This window comes from Amycolatopsis sp. VC5-11 (assembly GCF_037034185.1).
Classification (GTDB): Bacteria; Actinomycetota; Actinomycetes; order Mycobacteriales; family Pseudonocardiaceae; genus Amycolatopsis; species Amycolatopsis nivea.
Window position 1 is genome coordinate 1,172,572 of sequence record NZ_JBAGKF010000001.1, and the last position, 24,265, is coordinate 1,196,836.

25 protein-coding genes are annotated in these 24,265 nt (G+C 68.3%); 8 read left to right on the forward strand and 17 right to left on the reverse strand.

Annotated features, from left to right (window positions below; translation table 11 throughout):
- Window positions 1-23: 23 nt before the first annotated feature.
- Both WA670_RS05825 and WA670_RS05830 read right to left on the reverse strand, forming a co-directional pair.
- Entirely contained in the window at window positions 24-782 is a 759-nt protein-coding gene (locus WA670_RS05825) for a polysaccharide deacetylase family protein (protein ID WP_051728597.1), read from the reverse strand.
- An 85-nt stretch (window positions 783-867) separates the two neighbouring features.
- On the reverse strand, window positions 868-1,314 hold the full coding sequence (locus tag WA670_RS05830) for an SRPBCC family protein (protein WP_134663844.1): 447 nt from the start codon (window positions 1,312-1,314) through the stop codon (window positions 868-870).
- A 74-nt stretch (window positions 1,315-1,388) separates the two neighbouring features.
- On the opposite strand from WA670_RS05830, the gene WA670_RS05835 reads away from it, so the two are divergent.
- Entirely contained in the window at window positions 1,389-3,347 is a 1,959-nt protein-coding gene (locus WA670_RS05835) for an FUSC family protein (protein WP_238603555.1), read from the forward strand.
- Between the two features lie 70 nt (window positions 3,348-3,417).
- Here WA670_RS05835 and WA670_RS05840 read toward each other — a convergent pair whose 3' ends face one another.
- From WA670_RS05840 to WA670_RS05875, 8 genes are all read right to left on the reverse strand, one after another.
- Complete coding sequence (locus WA670_RS05840; RefSeq protein WP_275291213.1) at window positions 3,418-3,675, reverse strand: antitoxin; 258 nt, start codon at window positions 3,673-3,675, stop codon at window positions 3,418-3,420.
- Window positions 3,676-3,740: 65 nt separating this feature from the next.
- Complete coding sequence (locus tag WA670_RS05845) at window positions 3,741-4,709, reverse strand: prephenate dehydrogenase (protein WP_078870234.1); 969 nt, start codon at window positions 4,707-4,709, stop codon at window positions 3,741-3,743.
- Between the two features lie 29 nt (window positions 4,710-4,738).
- Window positions 4,739-6,745, reverse strand: coding sequence for an NADPH-dependent 2,4-dienoyl-CoA reductase (locus WA670_RS05850; RefSeq protein ID WP_336157083.1), 2,007 nt, complete (start codon window positions 6,743-6,745; stop codon window positions 4,739-4,741).
- Between the two features lies 1 nt (window position 6,746).
- The gene (locus WA670_RS05855) at window positions 6,747-7,289 is read right to left on the reverse strand and encodes a PadR family transcriptional regulator (protein ID WP_238603553.1); all 543 of its coding nucleotides are present in this window, start codon (window positions 7,287-7,289) and stop codon (window positions 6,747-6,749) included.
- 74 nt (window positions 7,290-7,363) lie between these two features.
- Complete coding sequence (locus tag WA670_RS05860) at window positions 7,364-8,086, reverse strand: ESX secretion-associated protein EspG (RefSeq protein ID WP_336157084.1); 723 nt, start codon at window positions 8,084-8,086, stop codon at window positions 7,364-7,366.
- Window positions 8,087-8,088: 2 nt separating this feature from the next.
- On the reverse strand, window positions 8,089-9,366 hold the full coding sequence (locus WA670_RS05865) for a WXG100 family type VII secretion target (RefSeq protein ID WP_336157085.1): 1,278 nt from the start codon (window positions 9,364-9,366) through the stop codon (window positions 8,089-8,091).
- A complete protein-coding gene (locus tag WA670_RS05870) occupies window positions 9,366-9,986 on the reverse strand; it encodes a DUF3558 domain-containing protein (RefSeq protein ID WP_134732632.1) in 621 nt (206 codons plus the stop codon). Before WA670_RS05870 ends, WA670_RS05865 begins: the two co-directional genes overlap by 1 nt.
- On the reverse strand, window positions 9,983-10,459 hold the full coding sequence (locus WA670_RS05875; protein ID WP_336157086.1) for a PE domain-containing protein: 477 nt from the start codon (window positions 10,457-10,459) through the stop codon (window positions 9,983-9,985). The genes WA670_RS05870 and WA670_RS05875 overlap by 4 nt, the downstream gene beginning before the upstream one ends.
- 223 nt (window positions 10,460-10,682) lie before the next feature.
- Here WA670_RS05875 and WA670_RS05880 point away from each other — a divergent pair, with 223 nt between their 5' ends.
- Window positions 10,683-11,612: a patatin-like phospholipase family protein gene (locus WA670_RS05880; protein ID WP_336157087.1), complete on the forward strand. Its 930-nt coding sequence runs from the start codon at window positions 10,683-10,685 to the stop codon at window positions 11,610-11,612.
- Here WA670_RS05880 and WA670_RS05885 read toward each other — a convergent pair.
- The 3 genes from WA670_RS05885 to WA670_RS05895 form a co-directional block, all read right to left on the reverse strand.
- Window positions 11,576-12,058, reverse strand: a complete 483-nt coding sequence (locus tag WA670_RS05885) for a hypothetical protein (RefSeq protein WP_336157088.1) — start codon at window positions 12,056-12,058, stop codon at window positions 11,576-11,578. The two genes, WA670_RS05880 and WA670_RS05885, sit on opposite strands and share 37 nt — an antisense overlap.
- Window positions 12,059-12,130: 72 nt before the next feature.
- Window positions 12,131-12,979 (reverse strand): SAM-dependent methyltransferase, encoded by an 849-nt coding sequence (locus tag WA670_RS05890; protein ID WP_037807331.1) that lies wholly within the window; start codon window positions 12,977-12,979, stop codon window positions 12,131-12,133.
- Between the two features lie 49 nt (window positions 12,980-13,028).
- Window positions 13,029-13,502 (reverse strand): MarR family winged helix-turn-helix transcriptional regulator, encoded by a 474-nt coding sequence (locus tag WA670_RS05895; protein ID WP_275291224.1) that lies wholly within the window; start codon window positions 13,500-13,502, stop codon window positions 13,029-13,031.
- Between the two features lie 164 nt (window positions 13,503-13,666).
- Here WA670_RS05895 and WA670_RS05900 point away from each other — a divergent pair, with 164 nt between their 5' ends.
- Window positions 13,667-14,629 (forward strand): alpha/beta hydrolase, encoded by a 963-nt coding sequence (locus WA670_RS05900; protein ID WP_134732628.1) that lies wholly within the window; start codon window positions 13,667-13,669, stop codon window positions 14,627-14,629.
- 192 nt (window positions 14,630-14,821) lie between these two features.
- Window positions 14,822-16,003, forward strand: coding sequence for an alpha/beta hydrolase (locus WA670_RS05905; RefSeq protein ID WP_336157089.1), 1,182 nt, complete (start codon window positions 14,822-14,824; stop codon window positions 16,001-16,003).
- Window positions 16,004-16,006: 3 nt separating this feature from the next.
- Here WA670_RS05905 and WA670_RS05910 read toward each other — a convergent pair whose 3' ends face one another.
- Both WA670_RS05910 and WA670_RS05915 read right to left on the reverse strand, forming a co-directional pair.
- On the reverse strand, window positions 16,007-16,885 hold the full coding sequence (locus WA670_RS05910; RefSeq protein ID WP_336157090.1) for a hypothetical protein: 879 nt from the start codon (window positions 16,883-16,885) through the stop codon (window positions 16,007-16,009).
- A gap of 119 nt (window positions 16,886-17,004) precedes the next feature.
- Window positions 17,005-17,583 (reverse strand): TetR/AcrR family transcriptional regulator, encoded by a 579-nt coding sequence (locus WA670_RS05915; RefSeq protein ID WP_037807340.1) that lies wholly within the window; start codon window positions 17,581-17,583, stop codon window positions 17,005-17,007.
- Window positions 17,584-17,673: 90 nt separating this feature from the next.
- On the opposite strand from WA670_RS05915, the gene WA670_RS05920 reads away from it, so the two are divergent.
- Both WA670_RS05920 and WA670_RS05925 read left to right on the forward strand, forming a co-directional pair.
- The gene (locus WA670_RS05920; protein ID WP_043837668.1) at window positions 17,674-18,120 is read left to right on the forward strand and encodes an anthrone oxygenase family protein; all 447 of its coding nucleotides are present in this window, start codon (window positions 17,674-17,676) and stop codon (window positions 18,118-18,120) included.
- Between the two features lie 164 nt (window positions 18,121-18,284).
- Window positions 18,285-18,815, forward strand: a complete 531-nt coding sequence (locus WA670_RS05925) for a DUF4383 domain-containing protein (RefSeq protein ID WP_336157091.1) — start codon at window positions 18,285-18,287, stop codon at window positions 18,813-18,815.
- 59 nt (window positions 18,816-18,874) lie between these two features.
- Here the strand turns inward: WA670_RS05925 and pcaB are convergent, their stop codons facing one another.
- Entirely contained in the window at window positions 18,875-20,230 is a 1,356-nt protein-coding gene (gene pcaB, locus WA670_RS05930) for a 3-carboxy-cis,cis-muconate cycloisomerase (RefSeq protein WP_336157092.1), read from the reverse strand.
- A 600-nt stretch (window positions 20,231-20,830) separates the two neighbouring features.
- Window positions 20,831-21,370: a DinB family protein gene (locus WA670_RS05935; protein ID WP_336157093.1), complete on the reverse strand. Its 540-nt coding sequence runs from the start codon at window positions 21,368-21,370 to the stop codon at window positions 20,831-20,833.
- A 331-nt stretch (window positions 21,371-21,701) separates the two neighbouring features.
- On the opposite strand from WA670_RS05935, the gene WA670_RS05940 reads away from it, so the two are divergent.
- Both WA670_RS05940 and WA670_RS05945 read left to right on the forward strand, forming a co-directional pair.
- The gene (locus WA670_RS05940; RefSeq protein WP_238603540.1) at window positions 21,702-22,799 is read left to right on the forward strand and encodes a tryptophan dimethylallyltransferase family protein; all 1,098 of its coding nucleotides are present in this window, start codon (window positions 21,702-21,704) and stop codon (window positions 22,797-22,799) included.
- Window positions 22,800-22,844: 45 nt separating this feature from the next.
- Entirely contained in the window at window positions 22,845-24,218 is a 1,374-nt protein-coding gene (locus tag WA670_RS05945; protein ID WP_336157094.1) for a tryptophanase, read from the forward strand.
- The last annotated feature ends 47 nt before the right edge of the window (window positions 24,219-24,265 follow it).

Below are 24,265 nucleotides of genomic sequence, written 5' to 3' on the forward strand. Positions count from 1 at the left end.
GCATAGCCGCTCACGAGACGGGTTCAGCCCAGGAAGTCGGCCAGCGGAACCGGCGTCAGGCCGTCCTTCTTGGCCTGGGCGATGAAGGCCTCGTAGTCTTCCTTGAACGTCTTGCGGAAGTGCATCAGCACGATGTCGCCCGGGCGGAGCTTGTCGCCGGACTGGAACTGGACGACGCCGTCGTTGACCGAAGCGGTCCACAGGACGCTCGCGCGCATGCCGCACATCGCGGCGGCCTTCAGCGTGTTCTGGTCGAAGTTGCCGAACGGCGGGCGGAACAGCGTCGGGCGCACGCCGAGCGACTTCTGGAAGTCGTCCGCGTCGTCGCAGATTTCCTTTTTCTGGAACTCGAGCGGTTTGCCCTTGAGGTTCGGGTGGTTGACCGTGTGGTCGCCGAGCACCGCGCCGGTCGAGTCGAGGATGGCCTTGAAGTACGCCTCGTGACCCTTCACGTACCGGTTGTTCAGGAACAGCACCGGATGCCCGCCGGACTGCTGGATCAGGCCCTGCGCCGACGGGTCCTTCACCGCGCCGTCGTCCATGGTGATGAAGACGTACGGTTTGTCGGTCTGGATGCGGCGGATCACCGGGACCTTGCCGTCCTGGACCGCCGGAGCCTTCTGCTGCACGGTGCCGAACGGGTACGGCCCCGGCGGCGGACCCGGTTTCTGGGCGCCCGGCGCGGGGTTCGCCTGTTCCGGGGGTTGACTCGAGTCCGGGCCGGAGCACGCGGACAGCACCAGCACACCGGCCAATGCCGCCGCCAGCCAGCGTTTCGCCATGCAGCTTCCTTTCCCTCGGGGTCACCCGAGGGGGATGACGTCTGTGCTCCGGCATTCGTTGATCGTTGTGGTGCAACGCACCCGGTCAGGCAGCCTGATTGCCCGCTTTGGCCAGCTGTGTGGCCAAAAATCCGATCACACCGCGCAACGCGGCGAGGGCTGCCGGACCCGTTCCGGGGATGCGTTCGGCGAACGAACCCGACCACCTGAGGTCCGTGCCGCCGTCGGCGTTCGGCGTGAACATCACCTCCGCACGATAGTCGCGGACCGGGCTGAAACCGTCGAATGTGTAGACGTGCCGCCGATCCGGCACGTATTCGAGGGTCTTCTCGCGGAGCAGAACCGGCCACAATCCGACTTCCCGGACAGCATCGACACCGCCGTCGTCGCCGCGGGTCGCCCACCGGGACTGCCACACGAGCGGCCGCGCCCAGGTCGACCACTGAGTCCCGTCGCTTTCCAGCCGGAACAGCACCGGCGGAGCGGCGGCGCTCACGCGGTTCACCTCGAACGAATACCTGCGACCCGGCATGAAAGCTCCTTGAAGACGTTGTTGACCGTGCGACAAATCAATCCCGGACGGCCCCGGTAGGTCAAGATGGTGCGGTGAGCCGCCCCGACTTCGCCGCGCCGCACTGGCTGACGCAACTTCTGCGTTCCAAACCGGTTCCCATTCCGTGGAACATGGTCGCCCGTGCGGTGGTCGCGCTGGCCACTCCGCTGGCGGTCGCGTACGCCGCGGGCGACATCGCGGTGGGCGCGCTGATCTCCACCGGCGCGCTCCCGACCGTGCTGTCCGAGGCGGCCGGGGCCTACCGCTATCGCGCGCGCCGGCTGGGCGGGGCGACGTTCGCGGCCGGGATCGGGTACCTCGTCGGCCTGCTGACCGGCGGCATGCCCGCCTGGTCGATCCCGGCGATCGTCGTCATAGCGGCGATTTCCGCGCTCATCAGCGCCGCGGGCAGCAACGCTTCGGTGGCCGGGCTGCAGATGTTCGTCTTCTGCGTCCTCGGCACCGCGCAGCACGCGACCGGCGTACGTACCGAAGTGCTCTTCGGCTTCTTCTGCGCGGGCGCTGGCTGGGGGCTGCTGGTCGCGCTCGGCACCTGGACGCTCCGCGCGACGAGCCCCGAACGCACCGCCGTCGCGCAGGTCTACATCGAACTCGCGGCGATGCTGTCGGCCGAGGACGAACCGACCTCGCGGGTCGCGCGCCACCAGCTGACCACCGCGATGAGCACGGCGTACGACCGGTTGCTGGTCGCGCGCTCGTGGCTGTCCGGTCGAGACGCGACGTATCGCCGGCTGCTGAACCGGCTGTCCGCGACGACACCCGCGGTCGAGGCGTCGGTGGCGATGGTCAACGCCGGACAGCGCCCGCCGGACGAGGTGATCGACTACCTGACCCGCGTCGCCGCGTCGGTGCTGGCGAGCCAGCCGCTGCCGCCCGCGCCGGAGCTGCCGGACGAGAACGCCGACGCGGTGGTCAGCGCGCTTTACGCCGGGCTGGCGCGGATCGGGAAGCTCGACGACCGCAAGCGCCGCAAGAAAGTCTCGCTGCTGCGCCGCTTGCGCGAGTGGGCGAGCGGCCTCTCCGGACCGCTGACCTGGCTCGCGACGCTGCGGCTCACGCTGTGCGTCGCGGTGGCCGAAGTGGTGGCGCTGATGGTGCCGTTCGAGCGGTCGTACTGGATCACGCTCACCGTCGGCGTGGTGCTGAAACCGGACTTCGGCTCGGTGTTCGGCCGCGCGGTGCTGCGCGGGATGGGCACGGTCGCCGGGGTCGGGATCGGCGCGGTCGTGCTCGCGTTCGGCGCGCGCGGCTGGGTGCTGGTGGTGCTGATCGCGGTGTTCGCCGGCGGGGCCGCGGTCGGGAAGGTGCGCAACTACGGGATGCTCGGCACGTTCGTGACGCCGCTGATCATCCTGCAGATGGACCTCGCGAACACCGGCAGCTGGACCGTCGTGCTGGCGCGGCTGGTCGACACCGTGATCGGCTGCGTGATCGTGCTCGTCGTCGGCTACCTGCTGTGGCCGGGTTCGCGGCGGCCGACCGTCGGCGGGCGGCTGGCGGACAGTTTCGACACGGTCGCCAAGTACGTCCGCACCGCGATGGTGCTGAACTCGACCAGCGAATCGCGGCTCGCCCGGTCGCGGGCCCGGCGCGGGGCGTACCGCGCGCTCGCGGACCTGCGGACGGCGTTTCAGCAGGTGATCGTGGAGCCGTCGCCGGCGGGACGGCAGGCGGTGGCGTGGTGGCCGGTGATCGCGGGGCTGGAGCGGGTGACCGACGCGGTGACCGAGGTCGGCGTGACCATTGGCGAGGGCGCGCCCGCACCGTCGCCCGCGGACATCGAACTGCTCACGGACGCGCTGGCGGAGCTGTCTTCCGCGGTCCGCGAGCAGCGGGACCCGGATTCGGTGCCGATGCCGGACAACCCGCGTCTCGCCGGGGTCGTCGACCAGCTGGGCTCGACGTTCGACGCGGTCCGCGGGCCGGACCTGGTGGAACGGTCGCCGCTGCGGCTGGTGCGCCGGTTCCTGCCGTACCACCGGCGCACCTGAGCCGCGCACCTGCGAGAGCGCCCCGATGCCGCATCGGGGCGCGACCGGGCCCAACCTGGAGGCGGAGGAGTTACTGCTGTCCGCCGGGCTGGCCGCCCTCGGGCTTGGGGCCGTCTTCCGGCTTCTCGCCGCCTTCTTCGTGCTTACCGGTGACCTTGCCAAGCAGGTCCTTGGCCTTGTCGATGCCGCCGTCGATCTGCGAGTCGTGGCCGCTGACCTTGGACTTCGCGAATTCAGCCGCCTTCTCGAGACCCTGCTCGAGCTTGCCGCTGTTCTCGCGCAGCGCCTCGGTCGCCTTGTTCTTGAGCTCGTCGAAGTTGATGCCCATCGAATGCCTCCCCGGGGTTGGGATTGAGAGGCTTCAATCGTCACACACCAGGCGTTCCAGGCAAGTCAAGACACTTCGCCGAGTGCGACGGCTCCGTCCAGTCCGGTGATCCGGCCGCCGCGTTCGCCGAGTGCGACGAGTCCTTCGCGGGCGTCGGCGGCGGTGAGGTCGATGCGGACGCCGGACTGCGCCGCGTCGCGGGCCGCTTCCAACGCCAGTGCGCCCTCGTGACCTGCGTTGATGGTCGCGGCGAGGCCGCCGGTGGAGGCGAGCGAGCCGCGGGCCGCGCCGAGGCGGCCGAGTGCGTCGTCGACGATCGGGAGCAGGGCGTCGCGGTTGCCTTCGGTCATCGCGCGCACCAGGTCCGGCGACGATCCGGCGACGCGGGTCCCGTCGCGGAACGAACCGGCGGCCAGCGACATCGCTAGTGGGCCGCCCTGTGCGCCGACCGAGGCGAGGATCGCGGCGAACAAGTGCGGCAGGTGCGAGATCCGGGCGACCGTCTCGTCGTGCGAATCGGCGGGCAGCGGCACGGCGTGCGCGCCGACGTCCAGGACAAGCCGGGTGACCTCGGCCCACGCTGTCAGGTCGGTCTCCTCTTCGACGCCGACGACCCAGGCCGCGTCGCGGAAGAGCATGGTGTCGCCGGCGAGCCAGCCGGAGCGCGACGTGCCCGCCATCGGGTGTCCGCCGACGTAGCGCGTGTACGGCGCGCGCCGACGGACCGCGTCGAGCATCGGGCCCTTCACGCTGACCACGTCGGTGAGGATGCAGTGCGACGCGTGCTGGGCGACCTGTCGCAGCAGGTTCTCCACCGCGGGCAGCGGCACGGCGATGACCACGATCGCGTCCGCGGCCGCGGCCCGCTGTAGTGCGGCTTCGGCGTCGGTGGTGACGTCGTAGCCGCCGCGGCTCGCCGCGTCAGCGTCCACTTCGGACACTGTGGTTCCCCAGACGGTCCTGCCGCTCGCCGCGGCGGCTCGCAGCAGGGAACCGCCGATGAGCCCGAGCCCGATCACGCATACGTCTCGCACGGGGCCATCCTGCCAGTGCGCGCAAGCGGCTACAGGACGGCCGCCAGCCGGGTGCCCTGGTCGATCGCCCGTTTGGCGTCCAGTTCCCGTGCCTCGTCCGCCCCGCCGACGAGGTGCACCGGCACGTCGCCGAGCGCGCCGGCGAGTTCCCGCACGGATTCCTGGCCAGCGCAAACCACCACGGTATCGACCTCGAGCAGCCGCGGTTTCCCGTCGACCGTGACGTGCAGACCGGCGTCGTCGATCCGGTCGTAGGAAACTCCGCTGATCTTTTCCACGCCCTTGGCGCGCAGCGCGGCGCGGTGCACCCAGCCGGACGTCTTGCCGAGCCCGGCCCCGATCGGCGACTTCTTGCGCTGCAGCAGGTAGACCTGCCGCGGTGACGGTTCGGGCTTCGGTTTGGCCAGTCCACCGGGCGCGAGCGCGGGGTCGGTGACGCCCCATTCGGCCATCCAGGCGTCGCGATCCAACGCGGGCGACGAGCTGTGCGTGAGGAATTCGCTGACGTCCACGCCGATGCCGCCCGCGCCGATCACCGCGACCCGCTCGCCGACCGGTTTGCCGTGCCGCACGACGTCGACGTAGGAAAGCACCTTCGGATGGTCGATCCCGGGCAGCACTGGGACCCGCGGCGTGACACCGGTGGCCAGCACGACCTCGTCGAACCCGGTCAGGTCCGCAGCGGTCGCCCGGGTGCCGAGGCGCACCTTCACGCCGGTGACCTCGAGGCGTCGCGTGTAGTAGCGGATGGTCTCGGCGAATTCCTCCTTGCCCGGAATCCGTTGCGCGATCCCGAACTGGCCGCCGATTTCGTCGTCGGCCTCGAACAGCTCGACGTCGTGGCCGCGTTCGCCGAGCGCGGTCGCGGTGGCGAGCCCGGCCGGTCCGGCACCGACGACGGCGATCCGCTTGGCGCGCCGGGTCGGGAGCAGGTTCAGGGTCGTTTCGTGCCCGGCTCGCGGATTCACCATGCAGGACACCGGTTTCCGGCTGAACGCGTGGTCGAGGCAGGCCTGGTTGCAGGCGATGCAGGTGTTGATCTCGTCCGTGCGGCCGGTTTCGGCCTTGCGGATCCAGTCCGGGTCGGCGAGCAGCGGCCGGGCCATCGAGACCAGATCAGCGTCCCCGTCGGCGAGGGCTTGTTCCGCGACGTGCGGCAGGTTGATCCGGTTCGAGGTCACCACCGGGACCGAAACGTGCGGCTTCAGCTTGCCGGTGACCCAGGTGAACGCGCCGCGCGGCACGGACGTGACGATCGTCGGCACGCGCGCCTCGTGCCAGCCGATGCCGGTGTTGATGATCGTGGCCCCGGCCGCCTCGACGTCGCGGGCGAGCGCGACCACGTCGTCCCAGCTCTGTCCGCCTTCGACGAGGTCGAGCATGGAAAGCCGGTAGATGATGATGAAGTCCGGCCCGACTTTTTCCCTGGTGCGCCGGACGATCTCGACCGCGAACCGGCGGCGCTTCTCCGCGGTGCCGCCCCAGGCGTCGGTGCGCCGGTTGGTGCGTTCGGCGAGGAACTGGTTGATCAGATAGCCCTCGGAACCCATGATCTCGACGCCGTCGTACCCGGCGTCGCGGGCCAGCGCGGCGCAATCGGCGAACGCGCGAATGGTGCGGTGCACGCCGTACGCGGTGAGCGCGCGCGGGCGGAACGGGTTGATCGGCGCCTTGCGGCTTGACGCGGAAACGCTCAGCGGGTGGTAGGCGTAGCGGCCGGCGTGCAGGATCTGCAGCGCGATCTTGCCGCCCTCCGCGTGCACCGCGCTGGTCAGCAACTGGTGCTGTTTCGCCTCGGCGGGCGTGGAAAGCTTCGAGGCCAACGGCAACAGCCACCCGGTGCGGTTCGGCGCGAACCCGCCGGTGACGATCAGGCCGACGCCGCCGCGCGCGCGTTCGGCGTAGTACTCGGCCAGCTGCGGGAAGCGCGACGCGCGGTCCTCCAGACCGGTGTGCATCGAGCCCATCAGGACGCGGTTGCGCAGCGTCGTGAAGCCGAGATCGAGCGGGGACAGCAGGTTCGGGTACTCGGTCATGTCAGTCCTTCTCGTCGGCCCGCAACGCGGTCAGGATTTCTTCCAGCCACTCGACCTGGCCCTCTTCGACCCGGATTCCACCGCGCAGCACGAGATATTGGTGCAGCGAACGGCCGCGGAGCCGGTCCGGGGCGGGGAAGTCGCGCTTCTCGATCTGCCGGTACAGGTCGAGCCGCTCAGCGTGCGCGTCCCGATGCCGGACGATCTCTTCGGCGATGGCACTCGCGTCGCCGAACGACGCCCCGCGCAACTTCACCGCCAACTCCTGCGGCCCGGCTTGTGGTGCCGGTTCGGCAAGCCAGCGCCGCAGTTCCATCCGGCCCGCTTCGGCGACGGTGTAGACCTTCTTGTCCGGCCGCCCGTCCTGGACCACTATGTCGACGGCGACCTGACCGGCCTCTTCCATTCGCTTCAGCACGCGGTAAATCTGCTGGTGGGAGGCGCTCCAGAACAGCCCGATGGACTTCTCGAACCGGCGCGCCAGCTCGTAGCCCGAGCCGGAGCGTTCCGACAGCGAGACGAGGATCGCGTGCTCCAGTGCCATGCCGGACAGTGTCATATGCAACTAGGTGCAGTGCAACTGAGTGCAATCCACGTCACCCTGGGGCTTGGCTAGGTTCAGGCCCGCAGGTCGGCTTCGATGGCGTGCAGCATCCGAGCGAGGTCGTCGGCGCCGGCGGGGCTGATGCTGAGCCAGCCGTCGGTGACCGCGGCGGTGAACCGGCCTTGTTCGGTGTCGATCCAGTAGGGCGGGTGTTCGTTGCGGACGCGTTCGGTGCCGCGGCGGATCGCGACGTACAACCGTCCAACGTGGATTCGGGGAGCCTGCATCCACTCGACGGCGCGCCGTGCGTCGCGGGCACTGTTGGTGCGGGTCGGGGGAGGATTTCCGGCGAGCACGGCGCTGTAGTCGGCTTCCGAGCAGGACAGCGAATGGAGGTTCGACGCGGGCGGAGTGCCCGGCAGTGCGGAGACCAGTTCCCGGGCAGCGGATTCCGCGGTGCTGGGGAACAGCGTGATCGTGTCATGGTCGGCGACGGCGAGGATCGCGTCCCGTCGGGCGGCCGCGGCCTGAAGAGTCACGTCGCGGCCGTTGATGCGCGCCCAGCAGTAACGGTCGACGGAGGGTCGTTGCAGGAGCCCGATGACGTCGGCGAAGTCGCGGACCGGCCAGCCGGTGGCGGCGAGTTCGGCGTCCGCTTTCGCGTCCTGCTGGACCTGCTCGTCCGGCGGGTACCACTTCTCGCCGCCGATCAGCGTCGGATGCGGGTCGGAACGGTCGATCCGGCGGACCAGATTCTGGTAACTGTCACGGGAAAACCGCAGGGGGCTCCGGAGCAACGTCAGGCTCCGATGGTGGGCGGGGTCGGGCGCATTCCGTCGGGGTAGCCGCCGAACAACTCGTCGACGTCGTCGTCGAGGTAGGTGACTTTCCGCTGGTGCTCCTCGTCTTCGGTGCCCTTGCCTTTACCAGCGCCAGCGCCCATGCCGCCCACTCCCGGCGATCCCTTGGCTCCCGTTCCGCCGACGATGCCGGGACGCGCCGCGCTCTGGCCGCTCGCTGGGGTCCCGGTACCGGTTCCCGCCCCTGCGCCAAGCTGCGGTCCGCTGCGCGACCCGACGTTGCCTCCGTTGCCGGTCCGTCCGCCGACGCTGCTCTCCCCGCTGCCGCCGGGAGCGCCGAATCCGCCAGTCGGGAGACCGAACCCGCCGCCGGTCGAATCCGTGCCGCTGGTGGCCGGTCCGAATGTCGGCAGCCGTCCGGAGCCGAACCCAGGCGCGTCGCTGACCGGTGCCTTAGGCGTGTACCCGGCCGTGGTGGTGGAATCCGGTGCTGAGGCGTGCTCCGCAGGGGAGCTTCCGCTGTCCGGAAGGTGAGCGGAGCCGGTTGCTGGTGGCGGCACGGAGCTGCTGACCGGGCTGGACCCGAGGGGGCTGCCGCCGGGGCTGGACGGGTGTCCGCCGCTAGGGCTGGGCGCGTACCCGGTGCCGGGGTCAGGCGTGTGTCCGCCGCCGTGGAAGCCTCCGCTGTACCCGCCGCTGCTTCCGGTTCCGCCAGTCGGGCCGGACGTCCCGCCGACGCTCGGCGCGGAACCAACCGCGATCCCGGCCGGAGCGGCATTCAAAACCGGATAGTCCTTGGCCGAAGAATTGCGATTCCCGTTCGTGGTGGCGACGTAAGACCCGTAGGCCTCTTTATTGTTCTTGTCGGCGTCGTCCCACCGCGCCGCGGATTTTTCCGAATCACTCGCGCCGAACGGACTGTAGCTGGCCAAATCGTTGGTATCAGGACGGTTCGCGTCCATCGGAGTGAGCTTGTTGAGCGTGCTGTGAAAGCCGCCGTTCTGCGCGGTGAGGGACTGAGCGCTGCGGCCGAGGTCCTCCGACGCCTGCTGAGAGGTTTCCAGCAGCGGGGTGAGACCAGCCTTGGCCTTGCCCGCCGCGTCGCCTTCCCAGGAGGCGTCCATCTTGCCCTGCAGCCGCGCAATCCGCGTCACGAGCTCTTCGTGGGCGGATTTAAGCGCTTCGGCCGCCTGCTGGCCAGAATCGAGGGAGGCGGTGTTGCCGCCGTAGCGATGCATCCGGGCGTAGACATCCGCGCCCGTGTAGCCGTCCGGCATCAATGGCCTCCCTTCTGGAGGTATTGGATCACGTATCCGGCCACCTTTTTGCCGACTTCGCAGCTGTCGGCGAAAGGCTTCTTGAGACTGTCGAGGTTGACGTTGATGACGTAGGTGAGGTCATTGCGCAGTCCGACGGTCATCGTGCAGAGCCCTGCCGGAGAATTGCTAGCCGGGTCGTAGATGACACCCGGGTAGCCCGCCACAGTGAAGGGCTCGAACTTGGTTAATGCACCAGCCTTCTGCTGGCCGTAGATGCCGCTAAGGCCACTGTGGCTCGGATCCTTGGTTACCACGGTTCCGCCTACAGAGGAAGGTCCATCGTCCGTAGCGAAGCGCCAGCCACAAGTCGGTCCGGTCGCGCCGTCGGGTTGAGGGGCTGTGTTCTTAAACGGAGCGCCCAGACTCGTGACCTGGTCCGCGTTCATCGCGGCGCAGGGGTCCTTTTCCAGCGGCGTCGCGTCGAGTGGTGCGGGCACTGATGGCGCACCGAACTGGGGTCCCGCAGAACTGGAAGGGGGAGGCGCCGTGGGAGTTGCGTTGCCAGGCTCGCCGGAACAACCGCTGAGCAGGACTGCGGCGAGCGCGAACGTGAACGTGGCGGCGTAGCGGCTATTCATCGCGAGGGGTTGACGCCTTTCAGGTGATCCGTTGCCTGGTGCTCTTGCTTTTGGTAAGTATCCAGGGCCTGTTGAAACGCGTCCTTCTGACGCTGGAGTTCGGCCACCACGCTGTTGAGATAGTTGTTGTACGACCGACCTGCCGCGTTGGCGTCTTGCACATAAGCGATGCTGGCGACTTCATCACCCATTGGCACGAAAGAAGTCAAGGCTCGAGCCTGCTGGCGAGGGTCGAGTTGAATCCAGTCGAGGATGTCGTCGATCTCGGTGACGATCTCCTTGAGCAGCTCCGGAGTCAGCCGATACCCGCCACCACCGGTGGACATGCCCTCATTGGCCTTCGCCTGTGCATCGGCGGCTTCCTTCGCCACCTGCTCCGGCGTTTTGTCCCGGACATACTTGTACCCCGGCACCAACGGACCCTGCATGTTCGCAGGCAGGTGTCTGACGCGCTCGACGTCGTCATCAGTCACGAAAGCCTCCCCAGCTTCCTCACCGAACAATACGGACAGTATCACGGTTGTCTGCAGACGGTGACAGAATCACCGGTCGTGATGATCACGAATCGGTGCTGCCGGTGCCAGTGCGAGATTGCCGCGAGCGAGAGACCCGCAGGGCCGCAGCACAAGTCAGGCCGCCCGCGGGGACAGGGCAAATCGGGTCGATCCAAGCCAGGGAAAGGATCAAGATGGAGGAGTGCACCCGGTCCTAGAACTGCTCACCACCCGAATCGCCGAAGGCAGCGTGCCCGGGCAGCGAACAGACGGCCGCCGGCTTGCGCTTGCCGTCGAAGGGGGCAGCAGTCGCGGCACGTACTCCAGCGGGATGGTGCTCGCGCTCGACGAACTCGGGGCCACCAGTGCGTTCGACGACGTCTACGGTGCCTCCGCCGGTGCGCTCAACGCGGCGTGGCTGTTGTGCGGCCGCTCCCGGACCGGCGTGCGGACGTGGTGGAATCCGGCCGTCATGCGGCGGATCATCAACCCGCTGCACACCTTGCGCGGCCGGGCGGTGATCGATCTCGAGTATCTCGTGCACCAGGTGTACTCGGTGCTCGAACCGATGGATTTCCCGGCGATACTGGCGAATCCGGTCGGCTTCCATCCGCTCGCCACCGACGCCGACACCGGCGAGTCGACTGACCTGCATCCGTTCATCGAGGACGTCGACGGGATCAAAACAGCGCTCGCGGCGTCGTCGTGCATGCCGGTGCTGGCTGGGCCGCCGATTGCGATGGGTGCGCGGCGGTTCGTGGACGCGGGGATCGCCGAGCCGTTGCCGTTTCGTACGGCGCTCGCGCAGGGGGCGACGGACGTGCTGGTGTTGCGGACCCGGCGCGAGGACGAGCATCCGGTGCCTCCGCCGCGGGTGCAGGACGTGGTGGTGCCCCGGTTTCTCCGGAGGCACGCGCCGGGCACCATCGATGCTTGGCGGACGCAGTATCACCGGGATCTGGAGGACGAGCGCCAGTTGCGGGAAGACCCGCGGCTGGTGAGTGTGCGGCCGCCCGCTGGTGCGCCGGATGTTGTGGTGCTGGAACGGGATCCAGCCGTGTTGCGGAGAGCGGTGGAGTTGGGGCGGGACGCGGTTTACGCGGCGTTGGAAGGCTTGCGCAGGGCCTCGTGACTACGGGAGCGGACTGTTAGTCGTTGGGCGGCAAGGGAAACGGCGAGATAGAGCAAGATTGAAGCGCTGCCGAGACCGCGGGTGGAATTGACTGCGTCGACGGCGAAGTCCAGTCCTAAGTGGATGCCGAAGGAAATCAGCCACAGGGCGGCGGTCAGCCAATTGCCTTGCCGCCACAGGGTTCCGTCGGTGCGCCAGATTCGCATGGTGTATCCGCGGGCTACGCCGAAGCCGCCAGCTGCCACGAAACTGGTGGCCAGTAACAGGATCGCCGCTGAGGTTGGCGTGGTTGTCGCGATGGCGAACCCGAGTGAGGCGGCGCCCAGTGCGCTGATGACGAGCAGGACTACCGGCGGGCGGTCGGCGCGGCGGGCTTGCAGTTGTCGCCAGATCAGCCAGGTCAGGACGACCAGGCCGATCAGGATGTTGTCGAAGGTGTTCGGCACGGGGACCACAGTGCCGGGCCGGGGCCGTCCCGCGCCTCCACCCGGGGGTGGAGGCCGGGTGGGAAAACCCTGTCAGGCCTGCGGTTTGCGGGCCACGCCGCCGATCACGCGCGACTCGGACGGCGCCTTCGCGAACACCGTGTCGGCGTCCGGATGCCACGCCGGCGCGTACACCAGGCCCGGTTCGAGCAGCGGCCAGCCGCCGAAGAAACGCTCGAACTCCGCCTTCGTGCGCAGGATGCCCGGGTTCGTCGTCGACTCGTAGTACTTGATGATGTCGACCAGCGCCTGGCGTTCGTTGTCGTCCACCGGGTTTTCGTTGGTCATCTGGGAAAGAACGAGCAACGAGCCCGGCGCGAGCTGCTTGCGGTAGAACTCGAGGATGCCGTCCGGGTCCTGCTCGTCCTTGATGAAGTGCAGCACCGCGTTCACGATCAGCGCCACCGGCTGCCGGACGTCGATCACGTGCGAATCGGCGACCCGGTCCCACAATTCGGCGGGCTGCAGGAGGTCGGCGGCCATCGCCTGGTGCCGGTCCTCGTCCGCGGTGTCGGCGAGCAGCACCTGCGAATGCGCGAGCGCCACCGGCTCGTTGTCCAGGTACAGCACGGAAGTGTCGTGTTCCGGGCGTTCGTCGTCGGCCACCTCGTGCACGTTGCCCGCGGTGGGCAGGCCGGAGCCGATGTCGACGAACTGCCGGATGCCCTCGCGCACGCACTGGCGCACCGCGCGGCCGAGGAACTGCCTGCTGGTGCGGCAGTACTCGCCCATCAGCGGCAGCCGTTCGCGCACCTTCTCGGCGAACATCCGGTCGATCGCGTAGTTGGTGGTGCCGCCGATGAAGTAGTCGTAGACACGGGCCGCCGACGGCCGGTCCAGACTGGCTTCCACCGCGCGCAGTGCTTCGTCCTGTGTGCTCATCGCCGTCCTCACGCTCGCCCTGGGGCTCATGCTAACCATGGCGCCCGGGTCAGCTCGGCCGGTAGGACTCCCGGTAGGCGTTGACCGACGCCGTCAGCTGGTCCATCGCGGCGCGCATCCGGCCCAGTTCGGCGTTGTCCAGGTTCATCGCCGCTCCGACGTGCGGCGGGATCCGTTCCGCCTTGGCGCGCAAGGCGGATCCCTCCTCGGTCAGCCGGATGCGGACCGAGCGCTCGTCGTCGGACTGGCGTTCGCGCTTGATCAGCCCGGCCTTCTCCAGCCGCTTGAGCAGCGGCGACAGCGTGCCGGAGTCGAGGTTCAGCGCGGCTCCGAGTTCCTTGACCTGCTGCTCGTCCTGCTGCCACAGCGCGAGCATCACCAGGTACTGCGGATACGTGAGGTCGAGCGGTTCCAGCAGCGCGCGGTAGAGCGCGGTGACCGCCCGGGAGGCCGAGTACAGGCCGAAGCACAGCTGGTCGTCAAGCAGCAGCGAGCCGGTTTCCCCGGCGTCTGGGCTGGTCATCGGTCGCCTCCCGCGAGTTTCTCCTGCCAGCTCTCCATCCTCTCTCGGCTGGGCCGCGAGGGCAACTCAAGTGCTCTAGATCTCATTGAGCAACATTAAGTTGTGCACAACTAAGTGGAGAGCTATGTTTGTGCGGTCCGACCGATCCGCTACCGGAGGAAGCCATGACCGCGAACCCGCAGAACCTCGTCCTCGAACCGGCCGCCCAGGCGTTCGCCGAGGCCACCGACCAGCCTCCGTACCTGTTCCAGCTCCCGCCCGCCGAGGGCCGCAAGGCGGTCGACGGCGTCCAGGACGGCGACGTCGAACTCGCCCCCGCCGACATCGAGACGCTGACCGTCCCGGGCGGACCGAACGGCGACGTCGAGGTCCGGATCGTCAAGCCGCGGGGCGTCACCGGGGACCTGCCGGTGCTCGTCTACATCCACGGGGCCGGCTGGGTCTTCGGCGATTTCCACACCCATGAGCGGCTCGTCCGCGAACTCGCCGCCGGAACCGGCGCGGCTGTCGTTTTCCCGGAATACAGCCGTTCGCCCGAGGTCCGCTACCCCGTCGCGATCGAAGAGAACTACGCCGCCGTGAAGTGGGTTGTCCAGCACGGTGCGGAGAAGGGGCTCGACACCACGCGAATCGCGATCGCGGGCGACTCCGTCGGCGGAAACATGACCGCGGCGCTGACGCTGATGGCGAAAGAGCGCGGTGACGTGAAGTTCCTGCAGCAGGTGCTGTTCTACCCGGTCACTGACGCTTCGTTCGACACCGAGTCGTACACCAAGTTCGCCGACGGTTACTTCCTCAGCCGCGAAGGCATGAAGTGGTTCTGGGACCAGTACACGACCGACGAAGCGCAGCGTGCCGAGATCACCGCTTCGCCGCTTCGCGCAACTGTGGAGCAGTTGACCGGACTGCCGCCGGCGCTCGTGATCACTGGCGAGGCGGACGTCCTTCGCGACGAAGGCGAGGCGTACGCCGCGAAGCTGCGTCAGGCGGGAGTGCCGGTGACGGCGGTCCGGTACCAGGGCGTGATCCACGACTTCGTGATGGTGAACGCGCTTCGTGAAACGCACGCGGCGGAAGCGGCGATCACTCAAGCGATCACGGTGCTGCGCGGCGCATTCGGCAACTAATCAGGGACGAACGGGCAATCCTGAGGTTTCGCTGAGTTTGTCGGGGCCATTCTGGCGTGATCGCCGTCACGTGATCACAACGAGGGTGGCCCCTCAAACGTATCTAGAGCAGCGGGTCCCGCCTTTCGGGCGCGCGATCGGTCCTGGAGGTTTCCCGTGCACCTGAGCGCAATCAGGTTGGATTCGCCCGTCATGCTCGCGGTGATCGGCGTGCTCGCGCTCCTCGCGGTCGTCTCGGTCCCGTGGTTTTGGGACAAATGGCGCAAGCGCAAGCAACTCGGCCGCAGTGCCCAGGTGGTTGTCGCGCTGTGCCTCGTCATCGTCACCCTTGGCTTGACCGGCAACATGATCGGCGGATTCTTCCCGACGCTCGGCTCGCTGCTCGGGACCGGCGCGTTCGCCGCCGAGGGCATCGACGTCGAGGGCGGCGACAACGGCGTCGACCTCGGCCGGGCGCGCGACCTCGGCGTGGCGCACGCGCGGGTCGGCAAGGGGACCATCGCGCACGTGACGGTGACCGGGCGGCGCACCGGCCTGACCCGCGACGTGACGGTTTACCTTCCGCCGCAATACTTCCAGCACCCGTACAAGGCGATGCGGTTCCCGGCGATCATCTGGATCCCGAACTACCCGTCCGGCCCCGAGGTCACCACCGCCCCGATCGGGTACCACCTGCCCGAACAGCTTGACGCGGCGATTTCGAAGCATCTCCTGCCGCCGGTGATCGTGCTGATCCCGGACCCGACCGGAACGCCGAAAATCGGCCACGACACCGAATGCGTCGACGAGGTCAACGGAAGTCCCAACGACACCTATTTGTCCGCGGACGTCCGGGAATGGGGAATCCAGCGACTCGGCCTCAATCCGGACCGCCGGGCGTGGACGATCGCGGGCTGGTCGTCCGGCGGCTATTGCGCGCTGAACCTCGTGACGCGGCATCCGCAGTGGTACGCGCAGGCGGCGAGCGTGAGCGGCTACGAAAAGGCGCAAGTGGACGGTGAAACCGAGAACCTTTTCCGCGGCCGCAAGGACATCGAGAACGCGAACAACGTCAAGATCACCCTCCGGCAGCATCCGGCCCCGCTGGAACTGCTCGCGATCTCCGGCGAGAAGGAACAGAACGAAAGCCGGGCGGTCGACCAAATGCGCGCCGCCGCCCAGCCGCCGGTGCAGTTCACGACGTGGCGGATTCCGGACGCGGGCCACAACATGAACACGTTCAAGGCGCAGCTGCCGGACGTGCTGACGTGGATCGGGCAGCGGATCCCCGGCCCGTCGGCGCCAGGGCAGCGGGCCGACGTGACCGGCGGGGTGAAGCCGTGGCCGTTGCCGAGCACAGGCGCGCGGGGCGCGCTGACCGCGGTGGAGCAGTGACGCTCAGCGGATCCCGGGAAGGTGCTTGACCACTTCGGTGACCTGGGTTTCGGCGTCGTCGTAGCTGACCGTGCGGGGGTTCTCGGTGAGGACGGTGACGATGTACCGGTTGTCCTTGACCAGGCCTGAGGTGTGCAGGATGCGCCCGGGGTTGCAGCAGGACCAGCCTTGTTTGACCGCCCAGCGCACGTCGCCGAGAGCGTCCGGGATGCCGAAGTACTGACGGAAGCCGTCGGCTCCGTTTTCGGTGGCCTCGCCGAGGGCCTGGAGAATCGTCGTGCGGTGCTCAGCCGGTGCCCGGTCCATCAGGTAGCGGTAGACGCGCGTGATGTCGGCGGCGGTGATTTCGGTGTCGCCCCAGCGTCCCGGTGCCTTGGGCGGCCTCGTTTCAGCGAGGCCCATTTCGGTCACCGCTTCGTGGACGATCCTCGTCTCGCCGCCCGCGACCCACAGCTGGCTGGCGGTGTCGTCGTCGCTGCGGGAGAGCATTTCCCGCACGGTTCCCGGACTGCTGCCGCGGTCGAGTGCGTCGAGGGCGATGAGCAGCTTCACGAGGGACGCGGAGGTGTAGTGCCGGTGCGCGTCGAGGGAGACCGGGGTCGTCCCTGTGGTGCGGTCGTAGACGACCACGCTGACGTGCCCTTGCGGGACGAGCGCGGGGAGTTCGGTGTTGAGATCCGCGCCTTGCTGGGGCGCGGAGCTGCCGGTGCTCCGCTTCGGGCCGGGGGTGCTCGAGTCGGAGGCAGGCGAGATGACGCCCGGCCCGTCCGTCGGTCCGGCGGCCGTGATCACCTGCCGGTACGGCTCGGCCTCGGTGGCCAGAAACGCGATGACCGCACCGAGAACGAGACCGAGCAAAAGGAACGTGTTCGCCCTGCGCATGCCCCGACTTCCCCGATCGAGTGATCAGAGTTCGCCGAATGGGGTGGCTTTGTGGGATGGCTCTCGGTACCGGCCAGTACGCGTGACGCTCGGGCGGGCTGCGGGCAAGCAGCGGTGGATCAGACCACGACGAGGCGTTCCACCAGCAGGCCGATGCGCTGTTCGGCAAACTCCCGCGGCTGCCGTCCCGCTCGGGTCAGCGTCGCGATCCCGTGCAGGGACGCCCAGAACAACTCGGTGAACAGACCCGGTGCGACGCCGTCCCCGGCGACCTCGCCGAGGGTTTCCAGCAGGGCGGCGAAGGCGTCTTTCAGCTGCTCCGGGGTGTCGTCCTGCGCGAACGCGAGGCCGCCGTCGAGCTGGAAGATGGCGTCGTAGACCGCCGGGTGGTGCTCGGCGAAGTCGAGGTACGCGCGGGCGAGAGCGGTGACCCGGGCGCGCGGATCGGTCACGCCGAGGGTCGCGGCCCGCACCGCAGCCGCCAGTTCGGCGGCTCCTTCGAGCGCGACCGCGCCGATGATCTCGCGCTTGCCGCGGAAGTGGCTGTAGAGAACGGGCTGGCTGTACTCGATGCGCTCGGCGAGCCTGCGGGTGGTGACCGCGTCCCAGCCCTGCTGCTCGGCGAGCTCACGGGCCGTCGCGACGATGAGGCGCTCGCGTTCCGCTTGTTCGCGCTGTTTGCGTGTGTGGACCGACATGAGCTGAGTCTAGCACTGCTAGACAACCGAGCGGCAGTAGTACTAGCATCGCCTCATCAGCTAGCAACGCTAGATTTTGGGAAGGTCATCATGCTCAGCGCACTCGCGGTCTGCACCATCGTGGTCGTCGGCGTGATGGTGGGGGTCGAGTTTTCTGTCGCCTTCGTCATCAACGCGATCCTCAACGGGCTCCCGGACGACAGCAATCAGCAAGGCCGCTCCCACGGCGGCCGGATGCTCGGCGCCCTCATGCCGTTCTGGTACATCGGTTCGCTCGTCCTGAGCGCGATCTGGGCGATCGCCGCGTGGGGCCGGCCCGGCACCAGTCTTGTCGTGATCGGGGCCGGACTGCTGGTGGTGAGCGTGCTGATGTCGATCCTGCTGCTCGTCCCGATCAACAACCGCGGCAAGACGTGGACGGCGGAGAACCGGCCCGCGGACTGGAAAGAGCAGATGAGCCGGTGGGACCGCTACCACTATGCGCGGGTCGCGATCATCATCGCCGCCTTCGCCCTGCTGGTCGCCGCGCTCGTCTGAGCCGGTGCCCCACGGGGTCACCGCGTGGCTCAGCAGCCTCACCAGCCCCGATCTTGCCCGGCGGCGCGTCCGGGACGGCCGGATTCGGGTTTCGGCCCGGTTTCGGCGGGGGTATTCCTTCAGGGTTGACCCACCGTCATCTCGGTACGGGAAGGACTGGAGTCATGGTTCGTGCGCATCGAGCCCGCGTTCGGGTGGAAGGGCTGCAGCCCGCCCAGGTGCTGGCCGTTCTGCTCGGAGTCCTGTTTCTCGCCTACGGCATCATCGGGCTCGTGAAGTCCGGGTTCGGGGATTTCACCGGACACGGTGTCACTTTGTGGCGGTTTTCCGCCAATCCGCTGAACAACGTCGTCCACGTGGTGACCGGCGTGATCGGCCTGCTGCTCGCTTTGGGTTCCGGCCGCGCGCGGACGTTCGGCTGGCTGCTCTTCATCGGCTACGGCGCGCTGTTCGTCTGGGGTCTGATGCTGACCGGGATGATCTCGGTCAATCCGGTGTCCGGCCTCGGCAACCCGCTGAACCTCGGCGACGCGGACAACTGGCTGCACCTCGGCATCGCCGTCCTGGGCCTGCTGACCGCGGTTCTCCCGGCACGGCACGGGGTTCTGCTTCCGGAGGACGAGGAACCCGTCGAGGTCGACCCGGCTGTCCAGCCTCGTCGACACGAGCCCGGCGGGCATGGCTTGGCCCACTAGTCAGTCCACAGTGGAGTAACCGGGATCGCTTGCCGGGCATTTCCGGCAGCGATCCCGGCTTATTCCGCGGGGTCTTCCAGCGCCCGGTCCACCAACCGCCGTGCCGCCCCGAGGTACTGCGCCGGGTCTAACAGACCGGCCAGCGTCGTTGCGTCGACGGCGCTGGTGATCTCCGGCGTGTCCGCCAGAATCTCCGACAGCGGACGGTTTTCCTCAATCGCGCGCCGGGAAGCAGTGCCCAGCAAGTCTTTCGCGCGGGTCTTGCCCAGCTTCGGCGCCAGCGCGGCCGACAGTCGTTCCGAGACGATCAACCCATTGGTCAGCGCGAGGTTCTTCTGCATGCGGTCCGCGTGAATGTCCAGCCCTCGCACCAAATCCACGGCCGTATGGGTGGCCCCGCCGGTCAGGCGCAGACACTCGCGCAACAGCTGCCACTCGGCCTGCCAGACCCCCGCCGAACGCTCGTCCTCCGCCAGACCGGACTGCGTAACTCCCGCCGCCAGCACCGGTACTTGCAGCGCCGCCGACCGGATCAACGCCGACTGCACCGGGTTTTGCTTGTGCGGCATCGCCGAAGACCCGCCGCCGGTCGCCTCGGTCGCTTCGCCGATCTCGGTGCGGGCGAGGACCTGAACGTCGACCGCGATTTTGCCCAACGCCGTCGTCACGCCAGCCAACGCGGACACCAGTTCCGCCACCGGTGCGCGATCCGCGTGCCAGGGCAAGATCGGTGCGGTCAAACCGGTTTCCTCGGCGAAGGCGGCGACCAACCGTTCCGCATAGTCGGCGGTGCCGTCGCCGTACTGGACGTACGCGGCCAACGTTCCTGCCGCGCCACCAAGCGAGACCGGTAGTCGGAGCTCAGCGATCCGGCGCGCGGATTCCTGGACGCCCTGCCGCCAGATCGCCGCTTTCAGGCCAAACGTCGTCGGAACCGCGTGGGCAGTGAGGGTGCGTCCGGGCATGACCGTCTCGCGGTGCGTACGTGCCAACTCGGCGAGCGTGTCCGCGATCGCTGCCAGGTCCGCGGTGATCAGCCGCAGAACGTCGCGCGCGACCGACATCATCGCCGTGTCGACAATGTCTTGACTGGTCGAGCCGCGATGCACGTAATCGGCATCGTCCGGGACTTTGGCGGACAGCGTGCGCACCAAGCCGACCACGGGGTTTCCGGTCGCACGCGCGTCGCGGGCCAGTTGGACGACGTCGAGTTCGCCCTCGCCCAACGCTCGAGCGGCCGCGGTGATGCGCTCGGCTGCCTCGGACGGGACCGTGCCGAGCCGCGCCTGCGCCCGTGCGAGCGCTGCCTCCGCGTCCAACATGGCGGCGGCGAAGGCCCGGTCACCGGTCCCCGCTTCGGCCGGGGTTCCGGCGCGCACCGGGGAGAGCAGGCCGGAATCAGGATCGGCGGTCATGTGGTCCAGCATCGCACGCCGGGTGTTTTCGGGAGGGGTGGCCGCTGACCGCTCGCAGCACGGGTGGTGGCAGGACGGGCTTTCGCTGACCAGCTCCGATGGCAACGGCACTGTCGCTGACCACTGTCGCGCGACGGCCGGATGCAGACGGCGCGAGCTAGCCGCAGGTGACGGCGAGTGCACGACCCGGTGTCGCGGCGCGACTCAACCGAGGTGACGGCGAGCGCATGGCTGGGTGTCGGCGCGGGAGCGCAGGGCGCGTGGACGATTCACCGTCGACGGCGCGACTTAGCCAGTGTTGGCCGCGTGTGTGGACGGCTGAGTGCCGACTCCCGACTCGCCCGAAGCGCGTGGCGTGCGCACGGTTAGGCGTCGAAGGCGCGACGTAGCCACAACTGGCCGAGCATGAACAGCCGGATGCCGCCAAGACTCAGCCGAAGCTGTCGGCGAAAGTGCTGTCCGAACGGTCGCCGCTCACCCGCGAGCAAGCCGTGACCTCATCGGATCGCCTCCACTCTGGAATCGAGCCGAGCTCCAGGCCATGTCACCGCCTCACTCCTCATCCGACGTAGCCACGACTCTCCACCGCATCACCTCCCTTCACCGTCCAGTGGCTCCGTCCGTCACCTCCCGCAGCAAGTCCGCGTGCCCGTTGTGCCGCGCATACTCCGCGATCATCGACAGCAGCATCCACCGCAGCGAGAACGGCTCTCCCGTGCTCTTCCCGATCCCCTGCGCGTCCAGCGAAGGCGCCGCCGCCACGATCTCGCGGCTCCGGGCGCACTCCTCGCGCCACACAGCCAGTGCCTCGTCGAAATCCCCGTCCAGGCGGTCGAAGTCCTGGTTCGGGTCGTCGTCCGAGTAGTGCAGCAGCGGGACGTCCTCGCCGGCGAACTGGATGCGGAACCACCATCGTTCGCAGCCCGCCAGGTGCCGGACCAGGCCGTGGAGCGACATTGTGGACGGTGGCACTGCGCGCGCCGACACGGCTTCCTGGCTCAGGCCCGCGCACTTCAGCGCCAGGGTTTCGCGGTGCCACTCCAGATAGGCCAGCAGCGTCGAGCGTTCGTCGGCGACGCGGGGGATGGGCGGGCGGTCGCTTTCGGCCACCTTGGACAGATGCTTCGGGGTCGTTGTCATGAGACGAGCGTCTCACCCGCCACCGACAATTTTCGGCGCCGTCCCGTCGCATCGGGTGCACGGGACACCGTCCGCGCGTAGCAGTGGGCTAGACCACATGGCGGGGGTGGGTAGCCGCAGAATCCGTTCCTGTCGATGCGGAATTCAGGTGAATTCCGGTGTTGATCAGCACACTCAGGCACGGTTTCCGGACGGTGTTGTCGCTCCGTCAGAGGTATCGTGATCGGCATTCCGGGGATTAATCTTCTCGGCGGCCCGTGAACTCCCGCTACACCGAACAGCGGATGCTTCGCGGGGCCGGACGCACTAATGAAACGGTGAATACAGCGCCATGGTCGGAGCGAGTGTGCCGATGGTCGAGTTGTCGATGTACAGCCACGCCGGTGGTCAACTCGACCGGCTGTGCCGGGCAGTGGGATTTGATCCCGAAGAACGCCGTCACCTGGAACTTCTCCGGTTGTTGCTCGGGGAGTCCGGGGAAATGACCGTCGACGCTCCGGCGCAGTTCCCGTGCAATGTGGCGGACGACACTACGCCGGTGGAATTCTCGGTCGCATTCGACGCCAATGGCGAATGTGTGGTACGGGTTCTGGGCGAGACCGTCGGGGCTCCGGACCCGCGCTCCTTCCTCGCTCAGGTGGCGGGCGAATACGGCCTGGTCACCGACCGGCTCGACGCGGTGGCCGACCTCTTCCTCCCGCACGAGGAGCGCCGCGGGCCGTTCACGCTCTGGTACTCGCTGATCTTCCGCAACGGTGCCGCGCCGAAGATCAAGGTGTACCTGAACCCGCAGATCAGCGGGTCGACCATGGCGGATTCCCTGGTCAGCGAGGGGTTCCGGCGGCTGAATCTCGGCGAGGCGTTCGACCCGGTGGTCGAGCACGCGCTGCGCCGCGGCGAGCGCGACAACTTCACCTTCTTCGCGCTCGACCTCGACGACGACCCGCTGTCCCGGGTCAAGGTCTACGTCTCGCACGACGCCGCCGAGACCGAGGACGCGGTGCGCGCGGCGGAGCTGGTGCCGGGCACGGACCCGATGCTGATCCGGGAGTTCCTCGCCGTGCTCGGCGGCGGAAAAGGTCCGTTCGAAGGTCGCCCGCTGGTTTCCAGTTATTCATTTGTCGAGGGTATGGGCGGCACCCCGGGAAACTACAGTCTTTACCTCCCGATTCGGAGTTACGTACCGGACGACGAGGTGGCCCGTGCGCGCGTGCACGCCATTCTCGCGCAATACGACTTCGACCCGACACAACTGGACAAAGCGCTGGCAGCGGTTTCGGAAAGGCCGCTGCGTGACGGCGTCGGGCTGATCGCGCACGTGTCGCTGAGAATGGGCGAGTTCGGCTCCGGAATCACCGTCTACCTGTCCTCCGAGGCTTATGCGGTAGCGCCGCCGAGAAAGCGGCCGGTGCTCGGCCGGATGACCTGACGCGGTAGTTTTCGGCTGTCACCCACAACTGGAGGAAATACCCTGATGCGGACCTTCCCGCCGTACCGCTCCCAAGTCGTCGCCGAAATTCCGGTCACCACGCGTGCCGAGCGGGAGCAAGCACTCGCCGCGGCGGGCTACAACGCCTTCAACCTGCCCGCGAACAAGGTCAGCATCGACCTGCTCACCGACTCCGGCACCGGCGCGGTCTCGACCCGGCAGGAGGCCGCTGCGGCCGCCGCGGACCGCTCCTACGCCGGGTCGGACTCGTTCTACCGCTTCCGCGACGCGCTGAGCGACCTCACCGGATACCCGCACCTCCTGCCGGTGCACCAGGGCCGCGCGGCCGAGCGCGTGCTGTTCTCCAGCGTGCTCGAAAGCGGCCGGATCTCGGTCAGCAACACGCACTTCGACACCACCCGCGCGAACGTCGAACTGCTCGGCGCCGAGGCGATCGACCTGCCCTGCGCGGAGTTCGGCGACCTCGACAGCCTCGAACCGTTCAAGGGCAACATCGACCTGGACGCACTGGAACGCCTGCTGACCGGCCCGGACGGCAACCGCGTCGGCCAGGTCCTGCTCACCATCACCAACAACGGCGGCGGCGGACAGCCGGTCTCGATGGCGAACCTGGCCGCGGCGGCGAAGCTCGCGCGGACGCACGGTGTGCCGGTTTTCCTTGACGCGGCGCGGTTCGCGGAGAACGCGTGGCTGGTCATCCAGCGCGAGCCGGGTTACGCGGACAAGACGCCGCGCGAGGTCGCGCGAGAGGCGTTCGGCCTGGTCGACGGCTGTGTCGCGAGCCTGAAGAAGGACGGCATCTCGCCGATGGGCGCGTTCATCGGCCTGACCGATCCGGACCTCGCCCAGACCTGCGAAACCAACCTGATCGCCACCGAAGGCTTCCGCACCTACGGCGGGCTCGCGGCGCACGACCTCGACCGCGTCGCGAAGGGCCTTCAGGAAGTCGTCGACCCGCACTACCTCGCCGCGCGCGCGGGAGAGGCGTCTCGGCTCGCGAGGCAGGCCAACGAGGCCGGGGTGGACATCGTGCAGCCGCCGGGCATCCACGCGCTCTACCTCAACGCGGGACGCCTGCTGCCGCATCTGTCCGCCTCGCGGTTCCCGGGCCACTCGCTGGCTTGCGAGCTGTACCTGGCGGGCGGAATCCGGTGCGTGGAACTGGGTTCGCTCTACCTCGGCACGCTCGACGAGCAGAACAAGCTGATCACCCCGGCCCCGTTCGAGCTGGTCCGGATGGCGCTGCCGCGGCGCGTGTACAGCCAGGGCCACTACGACTACGTGGCCGAAATCCTCGGCGACATCGCGAAAAACCCGGAGCAGGTGCCCGGCTACCGGATCGTGGAAGCGCCGAAGATCCTGCGGCACTTCAATCTCCGGATGGCCCCGGTGCACTGAGGACAGACGAACGAGGGGGCTCCCCGCGCCGGGAACCCCCTCGCTGG

What these genes read in the sequence shown, in the direction of transcription:
- WA670_RS05825 (WP_051728597.1), bottom strand. Translation starts at nt 782, where the DNA reads ATGGCGAAACGCTGGCTGGCGGCGGCATTGGCCGGTGTGCTGGTGCTG.
- WA670_RS05830 (WP_134663844.1), bottom strand. Translation starts at nt 1,314, where the DNA reads ATGCCGGGTCGCAGGTATTCGTTCGAGGTGAACCGCGTGAGCGCCGCC.
- WA670_RS05840 (WP_275291213.1), bottom strand. Translation starts at nt 3,675, where the DNA reads ATGGGCATCAACTTCGACGAGCTCAAGAACAAGGCGACCGAGGCGCTG.
- WA670_RS05850 (WP_336157083.1), bottom strand. Translation starts at nt 6,745, where the DNA reads ATGACCGAGTACCCGAACCTGCTGTCCCCGCTCGATCTCGGCTTCACG.
- WA670_RS05855 (WP_238603553.1), bottom strand. Translation starts at nt 7,289, where the DNA reads ATGGCACTGGAGCACGCGATCCTCGTCTCGCTGTCGGAACGCTCCGGC.
- WA670_RS05865 (WP_336157085.1), bottom strand. Translation starts at nt 9,366, where the DNA reads ATGCCGGACGGCTACACGGGCGCGGATGTCTACGCCCGGATGCATCGC.
- WA670_RS05870 (WP_134732632.1), bottom strand. Translation starts at nt 9,986, where the DNA reads ATGAATAGCCGCTACGCCGCCACGTTCACGTTCGCGCTCGCCGCAGTC.
- WA670_RS05890 (WP_037807331.1), bottom strand. Translation starts at nt 12,979, where the DNA reads ATGAGCACACAGGACGAAGCACTGCGCGCGGTGGAAGCCAGTCTGGAC.
- WA670_RS05895 (WP_275291224.1), bottom strand. Translation starts at nt 13,502, where the DNA reads ATGACCAGCCCAGACGCCGGGGAAACCGGCTCGCTGCTGCTTGACGAC.
- WA670_RS05900 (WP_134732628.1), top strand. Translation starts at nt 13,667, where the DNA reads ATGACCGCGAACCCGCAGAACCTCGTCCTCGAACCGGCCGCCCAGGCG.
- WA670_RS05905 (WP_336157089.1), top strand. Translation starts at nt 14,822, where the DNA reads ATGCTCGCGGTGATCGGCGTGCTCGCGCTCCTCGCGGTCGTCTCGGTC.
- WA670_RS05910 (WP_336157090.1), bottom strand. Translation starts at nt 16,885, where the DNA reads ATGCGCAGGGCGAACACGTTCCTTTTGCTCGGTCTCGTTCTCGGTGCG.
- WA670_RS05915 (WP_037807340.1), bottom strand. Translation starts at nt 17,583, where the DNA reads ATGTCGGTCCACACACGCAAACAGCGCGAACAAGCGGAACGCGAGCGC.
- WA670_RS05920 (WP_043837668.1), top strand. Translation starts at nt 17,674, where the DNA reads ATGCTCAGCGCACTCGCGGTCTGCACCATCGTGGTCGTCGGCGTGATG.
- WA670_RS05925 (WP_336157091.1), top strand. Translation starts at nt 18,285, where the DNA reads ATGGTTCGTGCGCATCGAGCCCGCGTTCGGGTGGAAGGGCTGCAGCCC.
- pcaB (WP_336157092.1), bottom strand. Translation starts at nt 20,230, where the DNA reads ATGACCGCCGATCCTGATTCCGGCCTGCTCTCCCCGGTGCGCGCCGGA.
- WA670_RS05935 (WP_336157093.1), bottom strand. Translation starts at nt 21,370, where the DNA reads ATGACAACGACCCCGAAGCATCTGTCCAAGGTGGCCGAAAGCGACCGC.
- WA670_RS05940 (WP_238603540.1), top strand. Translation starts at nt 21,702, where the DNA reads ATGGTCGGAGCGAGTGTGCCGATGGTCGAGTTGTCGATGTACAGCCAC.
- WA670_RS05945 (WP_336157094.1), top strand. Translation starts at nt 22,845, where the DNA reads ATGCGGACCTTCCCGCCGTACCGCTCCCAAGTCGTCGCCGAAATTCCG.